Source organism: Flavihumibacter sp. (genome assembly GCF_036676075.1).
Taxonomy (GTDB): domain Bacteria; phylum Bacteroidota; class Bacteroidia; order Chitinophagales; family Chitinophagaceae; genus Flavihumibacter.
In genome coordinates, this window is the sequence record NZ_JAKFDQ010000006.1 from 85,101 (window position 1) to 106,751 (window position 21,651).

Here is a 21,651-nt window from a genome sequence, read left to right on the forward strand (position 1 = left end):
ATGAAGAAACTATCGCAATCAAAATTTTACTGGATATTCCTGTTGCTGCTGCTCGTGCTCGTCAATATCATCGCGGGCCTCTGGCCGGTAAGGATAGACCTCACATCAGAAGGGCGATACACACTGTCCAAGCCCACGCGCAAACTCCTCACCACCCTTGAAGAGCCCGTTAACATCGACGTTCTCCTCAGTGGTGAAATGCCCGCAGGCTTCAAGAAACTTTCCGCCAGCACCAACGACCTGCTTCAGGAATTCAAAGCCGCGGGTGGCCGCAATATCCGTTTCCGTTTCGTGAAACCAGGAGAGGGACTCAATGATGAACAGAAAAACCTGCTCTATGATTCACTGAGTAAAATGGGATTGAACCCAACTAACATCAAGGCGCAAACGAAAGAAGGGGAGGGACAGGAAGAGCGGCTCGTACTACCCGGTGCCGTTATCACCCATAAAGGCAGAAGTACAGCGATCGATCTGTTGCAGGGAGTGGGATCAGACCCATCGGGCGACCCGCTCGGTACCCTTAACCGCGCCGATGCATTGATGGAATATAAATTCGCCAATGCCATCCGACAACTCAAACAGGATACTGTTCCGCTCATCGGATATCTCGTTGGTAACGGCCAGCCCGAATCATACCAGGTATATGATTTGATAGAAAATATCCTCAAGAAAAATTATGCCTTCCGCATCCTGCCTGTCGACAGCGTACCCATCATCCCGCCTGTATTCCAGGCCCTGATAATCGCCAAGCCAACAACAGCCTTCAGCGACGAGCAGAAACTAAAAATAGACCAGTACGTGATGCAGGGTGGTAAGCTGCTCTGGATGATCGATAACCTCTATGCAGAAATGGATAGTCTGCAGCGGGTGCAGAATGAATTCATCGCCTTCGACCGCGGCCTTCAACTGGAAGACCAGCTCTTCCGTTATGGCGTGCGCATCAACCAGGACCTGCTGCAGGACCTTAACGCCGATAAGATCCCATCCGTAATAGGTTCGGTTGGCGGTAAGCCACAGATACAGTTATTGCCATGGCCCTATTTTCCGCTGCTGAGTAATTATAGCGGTCACCCGATCGCCCGCAACATGGATTATGTACTATCACAGTTCCCGAATTCAATAGACACGGTGGAAGCCAAAGGCATCCGCAAAACCATACTGCTGGCCAGTTCCATCGATACCCGCCTGCTTGCAACGCCCGCCAAAGTAAGCTGGCAGAGCATCGAAACTGAGAACGATCTCAAGACCTTTAACATGGGAAACCAACCCGTGGCGGTATTGCTGGAAGGGAGTTTCAGCTCGCTCTATTCCAACCGCGTGGGCGCAGCAGAGCGGCAGGCATTTGAAGCGGCGGGACAACCAATCCGCGCCTCTTCCCCCGAAAATAAAATGATCGTTATTTCCGATGGAGATATCGCCCTCAATGCCGTTACACAAAATGAAGGTCCACTGCCCATGGGCATGAACGCATATACAAAACAACAATATGCGAACCGTGACTTCATCCAGAATTGTATAGAGTATCTTGTGGACGAATCGGGCATACTGGAAACAAGGAGTAAGGATTTTACCCTCCGACTCCTGGATCAAAAGAAACTGGAAGCCGGCAAAACAAAATGGCAACTCATCAATATCATCGTTCCGGTGGTATTAATATTGCTGTTCGGGATAGGGTTCCAGTGGCTGCGCAAAAAACAGTTCCAGCATAAATAGAATATCCGATAAGAGAATAGAAACCGATAAGAATGACACCTGAACAAATTAGTTACATTGTATTTGGCGTGGTAGTGTTGATAGCCCTTGTTTTTGACCTGGGACTGATGAGTAAATCCACCACCGAGATCACGATGAAAAAAGCGCTCTACCAGACCATCTTCTGGGTATCGCTGGCGCTTGGATTTTTTGTATTTCTCTGGTTTGAGGACGGCAAGACCATTGCACTTGAATACGTTAGTGCCTACCTGATGGAATGGTCGCTCAGTATCGATAATATCTTCGTGTTCATTCTCATCTTCGGATTCTTTGGCGTGAAGCAACAATATGTGCCAAGGGTATTGCTGATCGGTATCATCCTGGCAATCGTATTCAGGATCATCTTCATTTCCGTTGGTATCGTGCTGATAGAACGCTTCCACTGGCTGCTCTATGTATTTGGCGCGCTGCTATTATACACGGGTATCAAGATGTTCACGGCAAAGCAGGATGAAGACTCCGATATGTCTGATAATACCGTTTACAAGTTCCTGCAACGCGTGCTGCCACTTGTAGCGCATGATGGTGGGGGTAAGTATTCCATCGTGCAGGATGGCAAACGCTATTATACCAGCATGTTTGTAGTGGTGATCATGCTGGCCACCACCGATATCATCTTCGCACTCGATTCCATCCCCGCCGTATTTGCAATTTCGCAGAACAGGCTGGTGGTGTATACCTCTAATATTTTCGCGGTACTTGGACTAAGATCACTTTTCTTCCTCCTAAAAGGAGCCGTGAACAAATTCGCTTACCTGCAGCAGGGAATTGCCGTAGTGCTTGTATTCATCGGACTTAAAATGCTGGCCGAGATCTTCCATATCAAGGTGCCGGTATATATTTCCTTACTGGTGATCGTGCTTTGTATCGGCACTTCAATCGTTTACTCCATGAGTGTGGCCAATAAGGCACTTGAGAATGAGTTAGCCGATAACAAGAAGGAATAACGCTACCGTGCAGTATACCATCCCTGATATCGCTGCTATAATTGGTGCCCGCTGGCAGCAGCAGGCAGAGAGCGCTACCATTTCACATTTGCTGATCGATAGTCGCAAGTTGCTGTTCCCACAGAGCACTGCTTTTTTTGCCCTGAAAACAGAAAGCAGGAATGGCCACCAGTTCATCGGGAGGCTGTACCAGCAGGGCGTCCGCTGTTTTGTAGTGAGTGAAGAGATGGATCCGAAATCCTTTCCCGGCGCGAGTTTACTCTTAGTAGAGAATACACTCATTGCATTACAAACACTGGCAGCAGCACATCGCAAAAAGTTTAGCTATCCTGTAATTGGCATCACCGGAAGCAATGGCAAGACCATAGTAAAAGAGTGGCTGAACCAGCTGCTGGAAGAAGATCATAATATTGTAAGAAGTCCACGCAGCTACAACTCGCAGATCGGTGTTCCACTCAGCGTTTGGCAGATGGAGAGCCTGCATAGTCTGGGTATTTTCGAAGCCGGTATTTCCAGGACAGGAGAGATGTTGGCACTGCAAAATATCATCCAGCCAACTATAGGTATCTTAACGAATATAGGTGCGGCGCATAACGAGGGATTTAGCTCCCTCCGCCAAAAGCTGGAAGAAAAATGGAAGCTGTTTCATAGTGCAGGTGTCATTATATACAAGCGCGATCATGGATTAACAGATGAATATGTTAAGGAGATAAGGCGGGATGACTGCCTCTATTTCAGCTGGTCCTTTGAAGGGGATGCAACCATGCGGGTGAGCAGAACCGGCGCGGATGATAATGGTGTTGATTGTGCCATCAGGTATGGCGATCAGACCTTTGCATTAAAGATTCCCTTTACCGATGAAGCCTCCATTGAGAATGCACTCACATGCACCGCCTGCCTGCTGTACATGGGTCTCCCTGCCGACCTGATCACCAAAAGGATAGCGCAACTACATAGCGTGGGTATGCGCCTTGAGATGAAGGAAGGCATCAATCATTGTTCGGTTATCAATGACAGTTATTCCGCCGACCTCAGTTCACTGATCATTGCACTCGATTTCTTAGCACAGCAGAAACAGCACCTGACCAAAACCGTTATACTATCCGATATCCCTGAAACAGGAATGCCGGAAGAAGAATTATATCAGAGAGTTGCCATGCTCCTGCAGCATCATGGCGTCAAAAGACTGTTTGCGATCGGACCCAGGATAAGCGCCCATAAAGCGGTATTTGAAGCAGCGGCATTAGACATTCACAGCTACCCTGAAACAGCCTCCTTCATTGCCCATGCACCTGAGATCCATTTCCGGGATGAGACCATCCTGATCAAAGGTGCGAGGCGGTTTTCCTTTGAAGATATCTCTGCGCTGCTGGAGATGCAGGTACACCAGACGGTCCTGGAGATCAATCTCAATGCCATGCTGCAGAACCTTAAGCAATACCAGCAACTGCTACAGCCCTCAACCCGGCTGATGGCCATGGTAAAGGCTTTCAGTTATGGCAGCGGGAGTTATGAGATCGCGAGTCTGCTGCAATTCCATGGTGTCGATTACCTGGCGGTGGCCTATACCGATGAGGGCGTGGCCCTTCGCAAGGCAGGGGTCGATATGCCCATCATGGTGATGAATGCATCGCCCTCAGCCTTTGATGCGCTGGTGGAATTCAACCTCGAGCCCGTACTCTACTCATTACAGTTATACAAGCGATTTGCCGCCTATATCCGCCAGCAGGCCATCACCCGTTATCCCGTTCACCTCGAAATGGAAACAGGGATGAACAGGCTTGGATTTGCTGAAGCCGACAGGGCCGAACTTGAAAACCTGCTTGTGCAACCATGGTTCAAGATCCAATCCGTATTCAGTCACCTCGCCGCCAGTGAGGATCCGCAACATGATGGATTCACGCGCCGGCAGGTGGAGCTCTTTGAGGCAGCCACAAAACGTATTGCAGCGGTGCTGGATCACAGCTTCCTGAGGCATATAGAAAACACGGCAGCCATATTCCGTCACCCCCAATGGCAGATGGATATGGTGCGGCTGGGCATCGGCCTTTATGGCGTAGATCCTTCTGCATCATCAGCCATGAGGCTGGAAGAAGTATCCACCCTCCGGACCACCATCGCGCAGATAAAAGAACTGGCACCCGGAGAAACAGTGGGCTATGGCAGGAGAGGTGTTGCGGAAACGCAAACGCGCATAGCCACGGTGCGCATTGGCTATGCCGATGGCTATCCCCGCGTGCTGGGCAATGGCAGGGGCAGCATGCTGGTGGGCAATCAACTGGCACCGGTGATAGGCAGTATTTGTATGGACATGACCATGATCGATATCACGGGCATCGACGGAATAGAAGAAGGGGATGAGGTGATCGTATTCGGCAAAGGCTTGCCGGTGGCCGAGCTGGCGGCCGCTGCGGGCACCATCCCCTATGAGATCATGACGGGGGTTTCCCAAAGAGTTAAAAGAATTTATTACCTGGACTAGTTAGCTGCTGCAATTGTGCGGGATGCACGGCAACGGTTATCTTTGTCCCTTTAGCAAAGAATATGGCAAAGGCGAGAAATGTTATTTTACTGATTGTACTGATCCTGGTAGTTGACCAGGTGCTTAAGATCTGGGTGAAGACGAATATGCCCCTGAGTTATCACTGGGATGCCACACATGTACCCATTACCCCCTACGACCGCGGTATCAGGCCCTTTGGCGAGAATGCCGAGTGGGCTCAGATCTATTTCGTTGAGAACGAGGGCATGGCCTGGGGATGGAAGTTTGGTGGCGAGTGGGGCAAGATGGCCCTTACCCTTTTCCGCATGCTGGCAGTGATCTTCGGGGTCTGGTATATCCGCGAGATACTTCGGAAGAAGCATAGTACCGGCTTCATCGTTTGCGTGGCGCTGATCTTTGCCGGGGCCTTTGGCAACCTGATCGACAGCATGTTCTATGGACTGATTTTTGAGGAGAGTACCTATACATCGGTGGCAAAGATGTTCCCGGAGAAAGGCTATGCCGGCTTCCTGCATGGCAAGGTGGTGGATATGTTCTATTTCCCGATCATCCGCTCGCATTATCCAAGCTGGTTTCCGATAGTTGGCGGAGATGATTTTGAATTCTTCAGTCCGGTTTTCAATATCGCCGATGCCTCCATTTCAGCGGGGGTGATAGCATTACTGGTCTTCCAGAAACGATTCCTGGAGCCCGAAGCTGATACGACAAGGAAAACGATTGAAACAAATACCAGGGTAAATGACGATGTTCAGGTATCCTGATAAAACCTACTCTATGCGTAAGATACTTTTACCGATCCTGGCAATGGTGGTGCTGGCTTTTACCGGCTGCACCAAGGAGGAGAGCATTGAAGAGATGCCTATCGTTGAAGACCAGAACAATTCCTGGCGTTTTGTGGAAGGGGGAACAGAATACAGGGGGGTGGTAGACACTGCCTTTATCGAACTCATCAATGGCACTGAGGTGCTTACCATAGAGGGAACGGCCACTTCCGGAACCCAGGGAAATATAGCGCTGCTGCTGGTGGGCGACCCTGTAGGGGTGGGCAATTATCCCTCTCCCTTATCGGCGTTATTCTATATTGAGAACGGCGCTTTCAAATATGAAACAGATCCTGCAACGCCAGGATTCACCATCGGCATTACGCAGTTCAGCACTACCTCTGTAAGTGGAACCTTCTCCGGGCTGGTTAAAGAAGATGGCGTTGATCGCAATGTGACGGAAGGAAGTTTTAAGGCGACTTTTTAGAATGCATCATAGTTTTAAAAAGATTCTCCTCTTATATAGCCAATAGCACAAATACCATTCTACAAAAAGGGTCATAAGGGCAGCAAAGATTGCCTGTATGCCTGCGGGAGTATTGAATAATCCGGTGAATCCATTGGTGAATATGGCTACTGCACCATTAAGCCATTGCACCCCTACTGTTTCAAAGAAGAGATATATAAAGATGGCGTTCATGCCCATCACTTCAAATACCCAGGCAAAACGGTTCCAGCCTCTCAGATCAATTATATAATAGAGTAATGCCATCATCAGCAGTATCCATCCCCCTGATGCCAGCGTGAAAGAGGAAGTGCTGATGCGTTTAATTATGGGCGTTATACCAGACAAATCAAGTGCGTATCCGGCCGCAAGGGCAACCAGGCCGGCAATTACAAGCGTCTTCAGCTTTTTAGCGGATGACTCCTTTGAAATAATCAGTTTCCCTGCAAGCACACCCCAGATGGTATGTGCAGCGGTTGGGATAATATTGATAGCCACCCATCCATCGCTGTTGATTTTTCCCATCACGATGGTATCGAACCATGCACCGAAGTTTTCTGAGTGGGTAAAAGGTTTGTCGAATCCGGGCATCAGAACAAAGCGGTACAGCAATTCTGTGAGTATCAGTAAAGCGACCGAGAATATGATCTGGAACAGGGATGATTTACGGATGATGGCATAGGCAATTAAAGTGGTGAAAGCGAGCTGTGTAAGCACGTTCCAGAGCTCCCAAACCATTTTGCCGGCATATATACAATGAAGGGCAGTACCAAACAGAAAGAGTTTAAAACAGCGGATAGCAACATGACGAAAATTGGTTTCCCATGTTATGCCTTTTTTGGATTTGTTATAAAAGGAGATATACAATGCGGCCCCTGCCATTGTCATGAAAGCAGGTTGTACCAGGTCCCAGAACCGGAGTCCATGCCATGGGTGATGAAAGAACTGTTCAACAACAGCATTGGGGATGCCCGTTGCAAACTCTTCGTTCATGGCAATATAGAGATGACAGCTTTCAGCCGCCAGGAGAAGCATGATGAGGCCGCGCAGTACATCCAGCGACTTAAGTCGGTTTGAAGGCAGGAGGGAAGCAGGTGGGGTTGGGTTGACAGTTGGTTGCATCCTATTAATATAAGAAAAGGATTACCAACTAAGATCTGCAAACGATTGTCTGAATTGAGCGATGGTGCTTAAAACTGCGCGGTAAACTTATTAACCGGTTCAAACCTTACGTCTGGTGATGCGGCATAAGGGAGAGCTACAAGCCTGGGAAGTAATTAAGCAAAAATACAAGCGGCCCTGATGAACGCACTATCCATTGGACAATAACCTTTATTTCGCTTCATGTTAATATAGTTTCATCTCAGTCTATGGATCATAGTTGTATATAATGCAATTTTCTGATATTAAGAATACCCGCTTTGAGGTATTTTTTCTATTCCTAATCAGCATATTTTCGACTAACGATTATGCATGTCCGCCAGATGCAATGCCATTGATTCAATTGGAATAAGTTGTTCCATGAAATCAGTGTGTATATTCTATCATTATAAGAATTGGTTTTAACATGACTGCTCAATTTCAAGTCAAAGGATTAGTCCACAGTCCAACCAGTACAATGGTAATATTGCAGCCACCAACTGGAAAACGGCGGGCGATGAGGACGTGATCAGAAAGCAGAACTTCAGCTATGATAAGGTTAACCGCCTGCTAACGGGCACCTATAGCCAGAACCAGGCCTCCACACTGGACTTCACCACGCGTGGGCTCAGCTATGACGCCAACGGCAATATCCTTACCATGACCCACCTGGCCTGGAAACCCGATGCCAGCTTTGTGCTGGACAGCCTGCTCTACACCTACGCCACCAATACCAACCGGCTGCAGAATGTCTACGACCGCCGCAATGATACCACCAGCCTGCTGGGAGATTTTAAAACAGCGGCCCAGCACACCCAGGCAAAAACCAGTGCCACCATCGACTATACCTATGATGCCAATGGCAATATGATCAAGGATCTCAACAAAGGCATCGCCACCACGGCGGGGGGTACCGGCATCACCTATAACCACCTGAACCTGCCTTCACAGATCACGGTGCGCAAGAATACGACAACCAGTAAAGGCACCATCACCTATACCTACGATGCTGCCGGAACAAAGCTGAGCAAGGTAACGGTGGACGTTAGCACTACCGGTAAAACCATTACCACCACCACCAACTATATCGGTGGGATGGTCTTCGAATCGCGCACCACATCACCAATCGATGCCAACCAGCCCGACTATACCCACCGGCTGCAGTTCATTGCCCATGAAGAGGGCAGGGTGCGCTTCACCCCTCTCAGCGGGGCGGTACCGGCCAGGTTTAGTTATGATTACTTCCTGAAAGACCATCTCGGCAATACCCGGATGGTACTGACAGAGGAGGCCAGCTCAGAGACCTATCCGGCATTGAGTTTTGAAGGAGCGGCCGGCTCGGTAGAGCTGCAGAACCAGGACCGCTACTGGGAGAACAAGGCGGGGCAGTCCATCAATGTAGCGGGGGTACGCACCATGCACAGCACGGGTACCAATGCCATGCTGACGCGCAAGGACCTGGGGGCCATCGGGGCCGCCAAGCTCTTGAAGGTGATGAGCGGCGATAAGATCCAGACCAGTGTACAGTTCCACTATACAGCCACCAATGCCAACAACAGCAGTGCCAGTGGCATCAACAGCCTGGTGGCCAATATCACCCAACTGATCGCAAACTCGGTATCGCCCAGTGAGGTGATCAAGAGCGGGGTGAGCAGCCTGGGCAGCAGCCTCTCATCACAGACGGCCCTTGCCAACCTGCTGAATACGGCCAACACTGCCAGCGGCAGCAACCAGGCCCCCAAGGCCTACCTGCATGTGTTGCTGTTCAATGACCAGTTCAAGTTCGATGCCGTTAATAGCAAGGTGATCCCAGTGCCCTATACCGTCAACAGTTGGGGTACCTTGTCCCGGATAGGTGCAAATGCAGTAACGGTTAAAAAGAACGGTTATGCCTATGTATATTTTAGCAACGAATCCAATGAGCTGGTATATTTTGATAACTTTAACCTGACCCACGAAAGAGGACCGGTGCTGGAGGAAACGCATTATTATCCGTTCGGGCTTATCATGGCGGGAATCAGTAGTAAAGCACTTGTTTTTGGAGGTCCTGAGAACAAGAGGAAATTTAATGGAGTTGAATTATCAAGTAAAGATTTTTCGGATGGCAGTGGCCTTGAATTATATGAAACGGCATATCGAAGCTATGATTCACAAATAGGACGGTTCCATCAAATTGACCCTTTATCAGATTTAAATTTAAATTGGTCAACGTATGCCTTTGCTCAAAATAATCCCATCTTATTTAGTGACCCTTACGGTCTTGATACAGTAAGAGGAAAACTTCCGAAAGATTACGATCCGAAACCCGGGGACGTCTGGATTAACAAAAAAGGTCAAGAGGCTATTTATGATGCTGAAGACGGATGGGTGAAATCTCAAACGCTGGAAAATGTTACCGTTCGCTCCGAGTCATCAAAACCTTTCGCAGGAATGTTATTCATAGGGGCAGGCATGATAGATACTTATTATAGCATTTGGGAAAGTAATTATGATCATAAAAATTATACGACGACTAAAGGGCAGGTGAGACTCCTTCCAACAGGCAAGCATATATCACAGCAGGCCAAAATGTTTAGACGACGGTCTAATGTAGTTAAAAGTACAGGTTTCGGTGTTTCACTCTTAGCAAATTTGTTGACAGCAATTGAAGTACGAGATCAACATTTGAAAGACGGAATAAAAAATGTAAATCCTGTGGATGCGGCAGGATTAACAATGGGAACAGCAGGATTAACAGCAAACGGTCTATCCTATTTTGGATTTGCTCCCCAAACTATGTCTACAGTTTCAACAATTGCCGGCAGAGGTAGTTTAGCACTTGCAGCTTTTCAGAACTACTTTATGATGCTTGACTTTATATACAATAATACTGGTGTAAATAATTGGCGACCTTCAACTGGGAATACTCAAAATGATATAATAATGCAGAATGAATATGATAACGGAATTTATAACTGGACCGGCTATTTTGACCGATGATTGGCTTTAGCCAATAGACCATATAATATTGAGTGTTAAAATAGGTAGTTATATGATAGGATTGTATTATCGAATTTGGGTAGATTGTATAATAAGAGCAAGGCGACAGCCCGATAGTAGACAGAGCTGGCAGGTTGGCTGCATGATATTTATGACTCTCCCAATGGCATTTAATTTTATTCTGGCTATGACAATTTTAGAAGAGCATGTTTTTAAAAATTATTTTTACAAGGTTGACTTAACCTTTTTACCAGTTCGTATAAATAACGTAATAAGCTATTTAGTTCTTTTTATTTTGCCATGTGTTGTTATTAACTACTTGCTAATTTTCCAAAAAAGAAAGTACGAAAAGCTTTTAAAAAGGTACCCTTATTATAATGGCAAACTATTTCTTGTTTATTTCCTAATCTCAATGCTATTACCCATAATACTTTTATGGGGAGCGATCATTTTCTAATCCTTGCAAATAATAAAGCTAAAAATGGAGCCCGGTGCAGCTGGGCTTTATTGTTACGAAGCGTACTTTTAAAGAAGGAATATGATAGTTTAATGGGCAACCGAAGGTCTAAAAGGGAATTTGCAAGAGTAACGCGATAAAGTAAAAAACTGGTTGTAATATCTGTCAATTACCACACTAATATTTTATATTAAATATATAAAGCATATCAATATTTAGTCTTCTAATTATATACCTGGAATAAGATTTTTTTCAATAAATCTGAGCAACCTATATTAAATGCATTCCTCGTGTAATCTCCCCTTATTTTAGTGCCAGTGTCATTTAGAGTTTCAAAGTTAGTTTTCCTTGCTTCAACCGCTTTACAACTACCCGCTGCGCTTTAGGCCTTTCACGTTTGGAATCTATTCTCCATGCCTCGTTCAATACCTGCCTTTCTGCAAGACGGGTAAACAGGCACGCATTTTATATGAACCTCGTTTTCGGGAATAATTCAGAAAATACCGCCCGCCATTCCCATATATTCAAATAAATCTGTATATTAAACCTGAATTTCCGCAGATGGATATGCATATCTGATGGGGACCAGATGGGGACCAGATAGCGACCAGATGGGGACCACGGATGGAGAGATCAACACGATTTCAAAGCGGCCGACGGTAGCCTATATCCAAAATTCAAAACCAAAACCTCATAAAAATGGCAAAGAACAGCGGCAACATCTTACTGAACAAGTTCAGTGGCAACCTGGGTGATTCTGTTTACCTGAAAAACTATGGCGGAAGGCAGTACATGATCCGCTGCCCCAACCGGGAGGGTCATAAGAAAACCGAGGCGGAGGCAGCCAACCAGCACAGGTTTAAGCTGGCCCAGATGTATGGCAGCCAGGTAACAAAAAACCCTGAAGCCAAAGCATTTTACACCCCTTATCGTGAGGGCGTTATGACGGAATATCTCCTGGCGCAGGCCGACAAAATGATTTCTCCCGTTATTAAATACATCGATTCAAGCGACTACTGCGGCCTCGCCGGCCAGCAAATTCTGATCATGGCAACCGACAATATCCGGGTTACGGAAGTGACCTGCACTATTATTGGTCCAACTGGCGTGGAGATCGAAACAGGAAATGCCACCCCCACCGTCAGGGATGAGGAATGGTCTTATATTATTTTCAAGGATCATAAAATGGATGAGGGCACGATGATTGTCGTGAATGCCTTCGATCGTCCACGGAATAAAGCTGAGGCCATGCTCATTATAGAATCGGCACCCGGTAAATAAAACCCCCACCTGAAAAGGCGGGGGCGTTAAAACCCTATATTTTCTAATAGACAACATTTCCTTTTAACCAAATGCCTTTGGTTTTTCAGTGGATATTGGTCGTCACATCGATATAAGGCACGGACCAAAACAGAACATGAGAATATGATCAGGTCTGCTGAAATATATTTGACAGAAGTCTTAACGACAGCAAAGGGGAACAAATTGTTCCCCTTCTAAATTATTGTTTATCAACTACAGAATTACACTTAGTTGATCTTTCCGACCATTTTGGAGGGGTCTACCCACTGGTCAAATTCATCGGCAGTAAGGTAGCCAAGTTTCACGGCCATCTCCTTTAAAGTAGTGCCCTCCTTATGCGCTTTCTGGGCTATTTCCGCCGCCTTATAATATCCGATCTTCGGATTAAGCGCCGTAACCAGCATCAGCGAATTGTCCACATGCTTTTTGATATTGGCCTCAATCGGCGCAATACCGATCGCACATTTATCATTGAAGCTCACACAGCCATCTCCAATAAGCCGGGCGCTGTGAAGAAAATTATAGATCATCATCGGCTTGAACACATTCAGTTCAAAATGTCCGCTTGCACCGCCAATATTGATGGACACATCATTGCCTAACACCTGGGCCGCAATCATAGTGAGGGCCTCGCATTGCGTAGGGTTCACCTTGCCGGGCATGATGGATGATCCGGGTTCATTATCAGGAATAAAAAGTTCGCCTATACCTGACCGTGGACCGCTTGACAGCATCCTTATATCATTGGCGATCTTCATCAGGCTCACCGCAACAGTCTTTAATGCACCATGCGCTTCCACGATGGCATCATGCGCCGCGAGGGCTTCAAATTTATTTTCGGCAGTCACAAATGGAAGTCCCGTCAACGCCGCAATATGCTTCGCCACATTAACATCATAATTATCGGGCGTGTTGATGCCGGTACCCACAGCTGTTCCGCCAAGGGCAAGCTCAGCAAGATGCGGCAGACAATTTTTTATTGCCCGCAGACCATGGTCTAACTGCGACACATAACCGCTGAATTCCTGGCCCACCGTTAACGGCGTTGCATCCATAAAATGCGTTCTCCCGATCTTCACCACCTGCATGAATTCCTTACTCTTGGCGGCAAGTGTATTGCGAAGTTTTTCAATGCCGGGAATGGTTGTTTCCACCAGCATTTTGTAGGCAGCAATATGCATGGCGGTGGGGAAAGTATCGTTGGAGGACTGCGACTTATTTACATCATCATTGGGATGGAGGAATTTATCCTTATCGGCCAGGGCGCCACCATGCAGGACATGTCCGCGGTAGGCAACCACCTCATTCACATTCATATTGCTCTGCGTTCCCGAACCGGTTTGCCATACCACCAGCGGGAAATATTCATCGAGCTTACCCTCGAGGATCTCATCACATACCTTTCCGATCATATCAGATTTTTCCTGCGGCAATATCCCTGCATCGAGGTTGGTGAGGGCCGCGGCCTTCTTGAGGTAGGCAAAAGCACGGATGATCTCTTTGGGCATCCGGTTGATATCCTGCGCGATGCGGAAGTTATCAATGCTACGCTGGGTTTGTGCTCCATAGTAGGCATCAACAGGCACCTGCACTTCACCCATTGTGTCTTTCTCTATTCTGTATTCCATATTCGGTTGATTTAGAAATCTGCCGCAAAGGTAATTCCGGGGCGCCGGAAAGCAGATGATTTTTATCAGTTTATGAGCCAGCCTCAGCCATTAGTTGCCGGTGAATACCGCGGGTCTTTTTTCGAGGAAAGCTTTGGCGCCTTCTTTGGCATCGGTGGTATTGAAGAGCTCGCCGAAGGCATGGATCTCTTTGGTGAGTCCGTTGGGATCGCCGATAGCGGCCAGGTTGGTAAGCTCAATAACCTTGGCAATAGCAATAGGTGCCTTGGTGATAATGCTTTGCAGGATAGTCCGCGTTTTAGGCATCAGCTCTTCAGCAGTGGTTACATGGTTTACAAGACCCAGTTGAAGCGCTTCGGAAGCGTTGAGCATGGCGCCTGTCATCATCAGTTCCATGGCCTTTCCTTTACCCACCAGTTGCGTGAGCCGCTGGGTACCGCCATAGCCGGGAACCAGTCCGAGGTTCACTTCGGGCTGTCCGAAGCGGGCGTTATCAGAAGCAAGTCGGAAATGGCAGGCCATCGCAAGCTCACAGCCACCCCCCAGCGCAAATCCGTTGACGGCAGCCAGGATGGGCTTGCTGGAATGTTCAATCCGGCTGAACACCATATCCTGTCCCTTTTTTGCCAGCTCCATTCCGCCGTAGCCGTCGAGCTCCAGGAACTCACTGATATCGGCACCCGCGACAAAACTCTTTGATCCGGCCCCGGTTAGGATGGCTCCCTTCACTTCAGGGTTATCATACACGGTGCCGATCACCTCTGCCAGCTCTTCGATAACGATGCGGTTGAGAGCATTGAGTTTATCGGGACGGTTAACGGTGATCGTTAGTATGCCTTCAGCTAATTCGGTGAGGATGGTCTGGTACATGTGAGAATATTTTTATTGGGAAGAAATGAATCAGAACTGCCGGTGTGTCTTCACCCACTGGCTTATATAACCGGAGATCTCGGTGGTGGTTGTGCCCGGGGCGAAAAGTTTTCCAACGCCCATGTCAGACAGTTGTTTCATATCGTCATCGGGAATGATACCGCCGCCGGTGAGGAGAACATCATCCATCTTTTTTTCCTTCATCAGTTGCAGGAGTTTGGGGAAAACGGTCATGTGTGCACCGCTGAGGATGCTGATCCCGATGGCATCAACATCTTCCTGGAGGGCGGCGTTCACCACCATTTCTGGTGTTTGCCGGAGACCGGTATAGATCACTTCCATGCCTGCATCGCGCAATGCCGATGCTATGACCTTGGCGCCGCGGTCGTGACCATCGAGGCCAACCTTGGCAACCAGTACGCGTATGGGTCTGTTGATTGTGTTCATATGGCTGCACAAAGATAGGGGAAATGGGAGCTAGCGCTGGAAGCGACGCTTCATTTCTCCAAGGCCCGTCCGCGCCAGACTGGAGGCCACACTATCGGCATCCCTGAAGAGGATCACCTTATCACCATGCTGCCTGCTCAGTGGCATGTTGACGGAATCAAGGAGCTGCCGGCTGGCGAAATGATTAAAAACCTCATCGTCGGCATCGGGATTGTTACGGCCAATAAAGAGCAAGTGGCGAAAATCCATTTCCGGTTTTATCCATAGCAGGAAGCTGCCATTATCACTGATCACACGATCCTGGAAATCCTTATCCCGGCTATAAAATTTCAGAGCCCCCGCCTGTCCGTAATGACGGCAGTAAACAACAGTATGTTGCTTAACAGAATCGGGAAGTTGATGAAATGCTTTCTCTGCCTTATCGGCAATTGCCTTCCAGCCGATCATATCGGCATAGTCCTGCGGGAGGGGATGATCTTTCTGGTCTTCCCATCTTAGCAGTCCGGTTTTTTCAAACTGCATGGTCCTGAAAATATTGGCCATGGTTGCGGGTGCTGCGAAGGGTAGGAGGAAGGGGATCATTGGCAGGCTCAGTAAGATCACCACGGTGAGGATAGCGGGTTGCAGCCATTTGATGGTGGCTGAACGTTTTTGCCAGAATGCAGCGCCGGCCGCAATGAGGGATGGGTAGATGCCGAGAGCATAATATCCTTTTGCGCTACCGAGCATGAGTAGGGTAAGCAGCGCGATAAAGGTGATGCCCATCCATCGCCAGGGGGCGTTGAAGAAGAACCAGGCTGCGCCCGCCAGCCAGATCGGCAGGAAGGGCAGCAGGTAAAGAAATTGTTCTGCGATGAAGTTAAGCGGACTCAGGAATTTCAGTTGTGTTTCCTGCAGTTCCTGCATATGGTGAAGCAGGGGCCAGTTCTGCTGGTACTGCCAGTAAATATTAGGAAGTGCCAGTAGCAGGGCGATGCCAAGGGCGATATACAGATGGCGCGATAAAAACAGTTTGCGTTGGCTGGTGAAGAGCCATCCGATGGCTATGGCAGCGAGGAGAAAGAGGATGGTGTATTTGCCATAGAACCCAACCGTGGCCGCTGCTGCGAAGCCGTACCAGTAGCGCTTTTGCCCCGTCTGCTGAAAAAGCACGAGCATCAGGATACAGGCCGTCCACGCGAAGATATCGATGATATTAGGTTGGAAAAGCAGGTGAACGCGGGCGAAGGCAGCGAGGATGAAAACCAGAGCAGTAACAGCTTGTGCCCATGCTTTGCCACCCCATCGTGCCGCGAGCAGGCATGCCATGATGAGGGTGAGTGCGCCCAGTAATGCGGGCCATATTTTGATGCTCCATTCCGATCCACCGAGCCATGATGAGATGGTAGCCATCCACGAAAGCAGGGGTGGATTTTCGAGATAGCCCCAGGCGGGATGGAGGCCCTGTTGGTAATAAAGGTATTCATCGCGTTGCAGTTCATAGACGGCGTGGATACCGATGAATGGCAATAAAAATTTCAGGATTGCCAGCGGCAATATGATCTTCCAGCGCGGGTTGGTGGGATGCATACTTCAAATTAATGCAAGTTTCGGAGAAATCACCACCACCCATAAGTGAAAAATACCGTTGAATGTGTGATTGCTCCCTAAAGTTCAATGTTTCGTCTTGAGGGTCTCCAATAAATTACCTGAATGTGGTATTGCATAAGAACATGGATGGTAATATATTACCACCGCAAAGTTAAAAGTTAAAATTAACCCTTCACTTACCCCCATGCCTAAACGATGTGGGTGAGGTGGCGAAGCTGCGGGGGGAATAAGGCAGCGGGATAATAAAGAAATTAAATGGCTGATTTGTTATTCGAAATTTTGGTTAAGACATTTCTTGTGTTGCCTGGTGCTTTTATAAGATGGTTGTTTCGAGGATTCAAAGGTTCATATAGTCGTCTACTAGAGGATACAGACTGGATACTTAATTCAATTATCGGAGGAGCCTTTATTGGAATAATCATCATTGTTATATCAAATCGCACTGTTTAAATCCTAAAAACCTTACACTTTATGAGAAGACTTAAACTAACAACCTTATTTATTCTAACATTCCTTGCGGGTCAGTCTCAAACTAAGAACTTTCTTGACCAACCTTATTTAGAAGTAGCAGGAAATGCGGACACTTTACTGACACCTAACGAGATTTACATCAAAATCATCATAACAGAAAAAGATACCAGGGATAGAATTTCAGTAGAAGACCAGGAATTGAAAATGTATAATGCTTTAAAATCACTTGGTATTGATGTGGAAAAGAACTTAACGACAAGCGACATGTCCAGCAACTTTAAGTTTTATTTATTAAGGAGTAAGGATGTGATGAAATCCAAACAGTACATTTTAAGAGTAAGTGATGCTGTTACTGTCAGTAAGGTATTCATTGAGCTCGAAAATCTTGGCATTTCCAATACTTCAATAGAAAGGGTAGACCATTCGGATTTAGAGAGCATCAGAAATTTATTACGCTCAAAGGCCGTTGAAAACGCTAGGACCAGAGCTATAGCATTGACAGAACCTTTAAAGCAAACAGTTGGCCCTGCTATTCATATCGCAGACAATGAAGTATATAGTAATTCTAATCAACTACGGGGCCGACTTGATGAAGTTGTTGTAGTGGCATATGGTATTAAAAAAAATTCGGGTGCAGAATTGCCAAAAATAGAGTTTGAGAAAATAAAAGTAGCGTCAAATATTAATGTCAAGTTTATGCTCAAGTAATCGATTAAATTAAAGGATACGGTAAATCAAATGGGCCGGCCTGCAATAATAAATGTTATACTTACCAGAGTATGAGACTTAGTATTTTCAATTGCATATTTGTGATTCTTGTATCCCTTGGATGCAGCAATTCCGCAGATAATGCAAATTCCTTTAATCGGAATATTTTTCAGCTAACTAGTTTTCCGGATATGCCAGATACCTTTAGATTTTCGTATAAGGATGCCCATGTTAAGGCCAAAGCGTTGATGAATGAAGAATTTTTATGGAGTGCTATAGAGGAAACCGCTCCCTTCGGTAATGATGATGGAAGCGACGCTGCATATGGATTTAGATTATGGCGGGTTTACAATAAGAATATTTCTCCTACGGTTTATCTTGACCAGCTGATTGATCGGTGGGGTTATCCTAAGTTTGAGTTGGATGAACTGGATACTGCAAAAATAAGTTTGTATTTGAGTGCTCCTGCTTTGAAATCTGAGACGGAAATCCGGCAGCAAATGGAAACTATGAAAGAGGCCATGAAGAATGCCGGTGATACCTCAATGCAGTCAATGAATGATAATCAGTTCCGGGAAATAATTATATTATCCTCACAAAGCATGGGTGCCAGCTTTCTTGTTGGGATTGATAATGCGATTATAGCAACTGGTTTTGCTCAATTTGTATTGGAAGGAGAGTTAGATCAAAAACTTAAATCCCTGGTTGTAATAGCAATTAAGAGGCAGTTATTGCCAGTATTAATTAACCGTTGGGACGTAAATTATATTCCCATGCGTAAGGAGCAATTAAATACCATGCTGAATATTATTAATAAAGTAGATTAGTGATTGTTATTAATCCCCAATAAAATGTACAGACTTTTAGGGTATGTTTTTTAGGCATATGACTTCTTGGTTTTATTTTCTTCCTGAGTAATTCTGATATGTTAATCCATGAATTGTTGGATTTGCACCTTCCGGTAATGTAATTACCAGTAGGGAAATTTGTAGTTTGAGAATTTCTAGATTACGTATATTTCATAAATACAATCGTTATGCACCATTTTAGGACAACCCTACGCAAGACAAAGTGACGACAAAAAAACGATACGAAATATTAAACGCTTTGCCGACATATGGACCGATGTATGTTCCTGTAACCGACAATGGAGAACCCTTCTATTCCGAAGGATTTCCTGTTCGCTTTTACAGGACAGATGGAACTGAATGGGTTGCTAACTTTCAACCGGGTTGGACAGACTTAAAAAAAATAATAGAGTTTGACAAAACTCAGAACTTGTTGATTATAGCTTGTGGGACTTGTTACATAATGAACCAAAACGAAACAAAACCAATTCAAGTTTTTGGAGTTGGTTATAGTGACATTTTTAGTGCAAGTAATGACAGACTTGTTTTACAAGACCAAACAGACTTGACAATTATTGAACCAGACGGAAATCATTGGCATACAGTAAGAATTTCGTGGGACGGACTTAAAGAAATTAAGGTTGAGAAAAGTATAATAACAGGACTTTCTTATGACCCAATGCACGATGCAGACGAGTGGGTTCCCTTTTCTTATGACATTAATGCAAAAGTTTTAACAGGCAGTAGTTACCACAGATACGACAACAAAAAACCTTGGTGGAAATTATGGTAACAGAAAAGTTTGCTTGCCCTTGTTGCGGTTACAAGACATTTAGAGAACAACCAAATGGAACTTATGACATTTGCCAAGTCTGCTTTTGGGAAGATGACCCAATACAACTTGACGACCCGAACTATGAAGGAGGAGCAAACCGAGTTTCACTAAGACAGGGACAAAGGAATTTTATTGAATATGGTGCTTGCGAAAGAGAGATGATTAAAAACGTAAGACAACCAACAAAAGACGAACAACGAGAAGAAAATTGGAAACCATTAGAATAACAATAAAAAAGGTGCATAACAAGGTATTGCCAAAAGCGGGGCTGAACGGCTTCGATTGGGCATTTGTGCAAGGTTCAACATTCTTTCTTCGATTGAACTTCTGTGCTAAAAATCCCCGCCTTCGCCAATACCTTAACGTTAGCCGAAACAGTGCAACTTTCACTATAACATGAGCAACACTTTTGTCAAACTTGCTTCTGGAGATATAGAAATTGACCACATCAGGGAAATGTATGAAGACCTGAAAGGCACAACTTTTCAGCACATGAATTGGAAACCAAGACCTGCTTTGGTTGACAAGAACGGGAAAACGACAAGGCTTTACACAGGACAGAAGTTTGACCCTACCTACACGGACCTCATAGAAGACGGTTGGACGCATGACCACTGCCAGATTTGTTTTGTGAGCATTGGTGAACATGAAAACCAGTTCACGCAAACAGAGGGCTTTTTCGACGGCTATGATTGGGTGTGCCAAAGCTGCTATGAAACTCTCCTTTCAGTTGACAACTTGGAAGAAAAATTGAAAGAATTTCCGCAGTACCAGAAGTAATATCGGCTAACACAGGATTGGTAAACTAGCGGCTGAACTACTATCTTTCGATCACAAAATTAAAATCAGCAGAAGGATGAATGAAGCGGCAGTTTTCCAAATATTGCACCTTCACCAGTCCTCGGCATGTGAGCGGTTATTTCCAACTCTAAAAATCTAACATTGAACAAAGTAATATATCTAGGTGATTACATCCTTTCAGGAATAAATGCAATTTCAAATCTCAGTAACAATGAGAAGATACTAGAGCATTTACAACCGATAGATCATCACTTTGTGGTGTTTTCAACACTTTATCAGAGTGGTGTCGACTTCATTCAAGTTAACAAATCACTACTCCCCGAGAAAATATTAAACAATCCATTTTGGAATAAAAAACTCATTGATGTTGATGAAGACTTATCAGTTAAGTCGTTAGCTAAAGCTTTTGACTTGCTTAAAGATAATTTCGACCATGAGGAAGATCGAAGATTCCTTGCATCACAATATAATAGCTTGCTCAATTTCTTTAGTGACTTCTTTTATTCGAGCCAGGCCGGTATACCATTTGTCAACCCTAAGTATTCAACCCGAGAAAATTTCAATTCACTTGAATCTAGATTAAGTAAAGAACTCTTTCATGCAATCGAAATATTTTTCAAGCAAGCAGTTCAAGATAATGCCACTGGAATCACACCACATTACACTGCAATAAAAACTGACATTAAAAGATTTCAAGAAATTTCCGAATCAATTCAATATACAAAATATTCGGAATCGTTGCACTTATTAAATTCTGACTCTAAGATTGATTCAGTCAAAAAAAACATTAGAAGCAACGCATTAAAACTTCATTCTAAATATGCAAGAGATATAAGCTTAAAAGATATTGGGTTTGGCTTTCTAAAAATTAACCAAAAACTTCTTGATTATTTTGCAAGTAAACCCATTTCAATAATTGGTGACTCCTTAATTTCATCAGCTGAAAAACTCTCAAAGAACGAGAGACAGATCCTATACTTCAAGGTTGAAGAAGCTCACCCTGAGATTCAGTTTGCAAATCGATTTGGCGAATTTCAATGTAAAGTTGGCAGAGATACTGCAAGGGAGTTTCTTGATGAGCTAAAAAAAAACCGCTAACATCAGGTT

18 protein-coding genes are annotated in these 21,651 nt (G+C 45.7%); 13 read left to right on the forward strand and 5 right to left on the reverse strand.

Going from position 1 to position 21,651, the window contains the following annotated elements:
* The 5 genes from gldG (at nucleotide 1) to V6M43_RS00440 (ending at nucleotide 6,450) form a co-directional block, all read left to right on the forward strand.
* Nucleotides 1-1,713, forward strand: a complete 1,713-nt coding sequence (gene gldG / locus V6M43_RS00420; RefSeq protein ID WP_332732077.1) for a gliding motility-associated ABC transporter substrate-binding protein GldG — start codon at nucleotides 1-3, stop codon at nucleotides 1,711-1,713.
* Nucleotides 1,714-1,745: 32 nt separating this feature from the next.
* On the forward strand, nucleotides 1,746-2,699 hold the full coding sequence (locus V6M43_RS00425) for a TerC/Alx family metal homeostasis membrane protein (protein ID WP_332732078.1): 954 nt from the start codon (nucleotides 1,746-1,748) through the stop codon (nucleotides 2,697-2,699).
* Between the two features lie 7 nt (nucleotides 2,700-2,706).
* On the forward strand, nucleotides 2,707-5,181 hold the full coding sequence (locus V6M43_RS00430) for a bifunctional UDP-N-acetylmuramoyl-tripeptide:D-alanyl-D-alanine ligase/alanine racemase (protein WP_332732079.1): 2,475 nt from the start codon (nucleotides 2,707-2,709) through the stop codon (nucleotides 5,179-5,181).
* Nucleotides 5,182-5,243: 62 nt separating this feature from the next.
* Nucleotides 5,244-5,963 carry a lipoprotein signal peptidase gene (locus V6M43_RS00435; RefSeq protein ID WP_039135330.1) on the forward strand — a complete coding sequence of 240 codons (720 nt, stop codon included), beginning with the start codon at nucleotides 5,244-5,246 and terminating at the stop codon, nucleotides 5,961-5,963.
* A 13-nt stretch (nucleotides 5,964-5,976) separates the two neighbouring features.
* Nucleotides 5,977-6,450 carry a hypothetical protein gene (locus V6M43_RS00440; RefSeq protein ID WP_332732080.1) on the forward strand — a complete coding sequence of 158 codons (474 nt, stop codon included), beginning with the start codon at nucleotides 5,977-5,979 and terminating at the stop codon, nucleotides 6,448-6,450.
* 6 nt (nucleotides 6,451-6,456) lie between these two features.
* Here the strand turns inward: V6M43_RS00440 and V6M43_RS00445 are convergent, their stop codons facing one another.
* Complete coding sequence (locus V6M43_RS00445) at nucleotides 6,457-7,590, reverse strand: acyltransferase family protein (protein WP_332732081.1); 1,134 nt, start codon at nucleotides 7,588-7,590, stop codon at nucleotides 6,457-6,459.
* 543 nt (nucleotides 7,591-8,133) lie between these two features.
* Between V6M43_RS00445 and V6M43_RS00450 the strand changes: the two genes are divergently transcribed.
* Complete coding sequence (locus V6M43_RS00450; protein WP_332732082.1) at nucleotides 8,134-10,587, forward strand: RHS repeat-associated core domain-containing protein; 2,454 nt, start codon at nucleotides 8,134-8,136, stop codon at nucleotides 10,585-10,587.
* A 1,156-nt stretch (nucleotides 10,588-11,743) separates the two neighbouring features.
* Nucleotides 11,744-12,325, forward strand: a complete 582-nt coding sequence (locus V6M43_RS00455; protein ID WP_332732083.1) for a hypothetical protein — start codon at nucleotides 11,744-11,746, stop codon at nucleotides 12,323-12,325.
* A gap of 248 nt (nucleotides 12,326-12,573) precedes the next feature.
* Here V6M43_RS00455 and fumC read toward each other — a convergent pair whose 3' ends face one another.
* The 4 genes from fumC to V6M43_RS00475 all read right to left on the reverse strand — a co-directional run bounded on the left by fumC (nucleotide 12,574) and on the right by V6M43_RS00475 (nucleotide 16,860).
* Nucleotides 12,574-13,974, reverse strand: a complete 1,401-nt coding sequence (fumC, locus tag V6M43_RS00460; protein WP_332732084.1) for a class II fumarate hydratase — start codon at nucleotides 13,972-13,974, stop codon at nucleotides 12,574-12,576.
* 90 nt (nucleotides 13,975-14,064) lie between these two features.
* Nucleotides 14,065-14,844, reverse strand: coding sequence for an enoyl-CoA hydratase/isomerase family protein (locus V6M43_RS00465; protein WP_332732085.1), 780 nt, complete (start codon nucleotides 14,842-14,844; stop codon nucleotides 14,065-14,067).
* A gap of 30 nt (nucleotides 14,845-14,874) precedes the next feature.
* The gene (locus V6M43_RS00470) at nucleotides 14,875-15,291 is read right to left on the reverse strand and encodes a cobalamin B12-binding domain-containing protein (RefSeq protein ID WP_039135484.1); all 417 of its coding nucleotides are present in this window, start codon (nucleotides 15,289-15,291) and stop codon (nucleotides 14,875-14,877) included.
* Between the two features lie 30 nt (nucleotides 15,292-15,321).
* Nucleotides 15,322-16,860 (reverse strand): ArnT family glycosyltransferase, encoded by a 1,539-nt coding sequence (locus V6M43_RS00475; RefSeq protein ID WP_332732086.1) that lies wholly within the window; start codon nucleotides 16,858-16,860, stop codon nucleotides 15,322-15,324.
* Between the two features lie 492 nt (nucleotides 16,861-17,352).
* Between V6M43_RS00475 and V6M43_RS00480 the strand changes: the two genes are divergently transcribed.
* The 6 genes from V6M43_RS00480 (at nucleotide 17,353) to V6M43_RS00505 (ending at nucleotide 21,642) form a co-directional block, all read left to right on the forward strand.
* Nucleotides 17,353-18,060, forward strand: a complete 708-nt coding sequence (locus V6M43_RS00480) for an SIMPL domain-containing protein (protein WP_332732087.1) — start codon at nucleotides 17,353-17,355, stop codon at nucleotides 18,058-18,060.
* Between the two features lie 101 nt (nucleotides 18,061-18,161).
* Nucleotides 18,162-18,887 carry a hypothetical protein gene (locus V6M43_RS00485; protein ID WP_332732088.1) on the forward strand — a complete coding sequence of 242 codons (726 nt, stop codon included), beginning with the start codon at nucleotides 18,162-18,164 and terminating at the stop codon, nucleotides 18,885-18,887.
* Nucleotides 18,888-19,131: 244 nt separating this feature from the next.
* Nucleotides 19,132-19,701, forward strand: coding sequence for a hypothetical protein (locus V6M43_RS00490; RefSeq protein WP_332732089.1), 570 nt, complete (start codon nucleotides 19,132-19,134; stop codon nucleotides 19,699-19,701).
* Nucleotides 19,695-19,970, forward strand: coding sequence for a CPCC family cysteine-rich protein (locus tag V6M43_RS00495; RefSeq protein ID WP_332732090.1), 276 nt, complete (start codon nucleotides 19,695-19,697; stop codon nucleotides 19,968-19,970). The genes V6M43_RS00490 and V6M43_RS00495 overlap by 7 nt, the downstream gene beginning before the upstream one ends.
* Before the next feature lie 169 nt (nucleotides 19,971-20,139).
* Nucleotides 20,140-20,523 carry a hypothetical protein gene (locus V6M43_RS00500; protein ID WP_332732091.1) on the forward strand — a complete coding sequence of 128 codons (384 nt, stop codon included), beginning with the start codon at nucleotides 20,140-20,142 and terminating at the stop codon, nucleotides 20,521-20,523.
* A 162-nt stretch (nucleotides 20,524-20,685) separates the two neighbouring features.
* Nucleotides 20,686-21,642, forward strand: a complete 957-nt coding sequence (locus V6M43_RS00505; protein WP_332732092.1) for a hypothetical protein — start codon at nucleotides 20,686-20,688, stop codon at nucleotides 21,640-21,642.
* Nucleotides 21,643-21,651 lie beyond the last annotated feature (9 nt).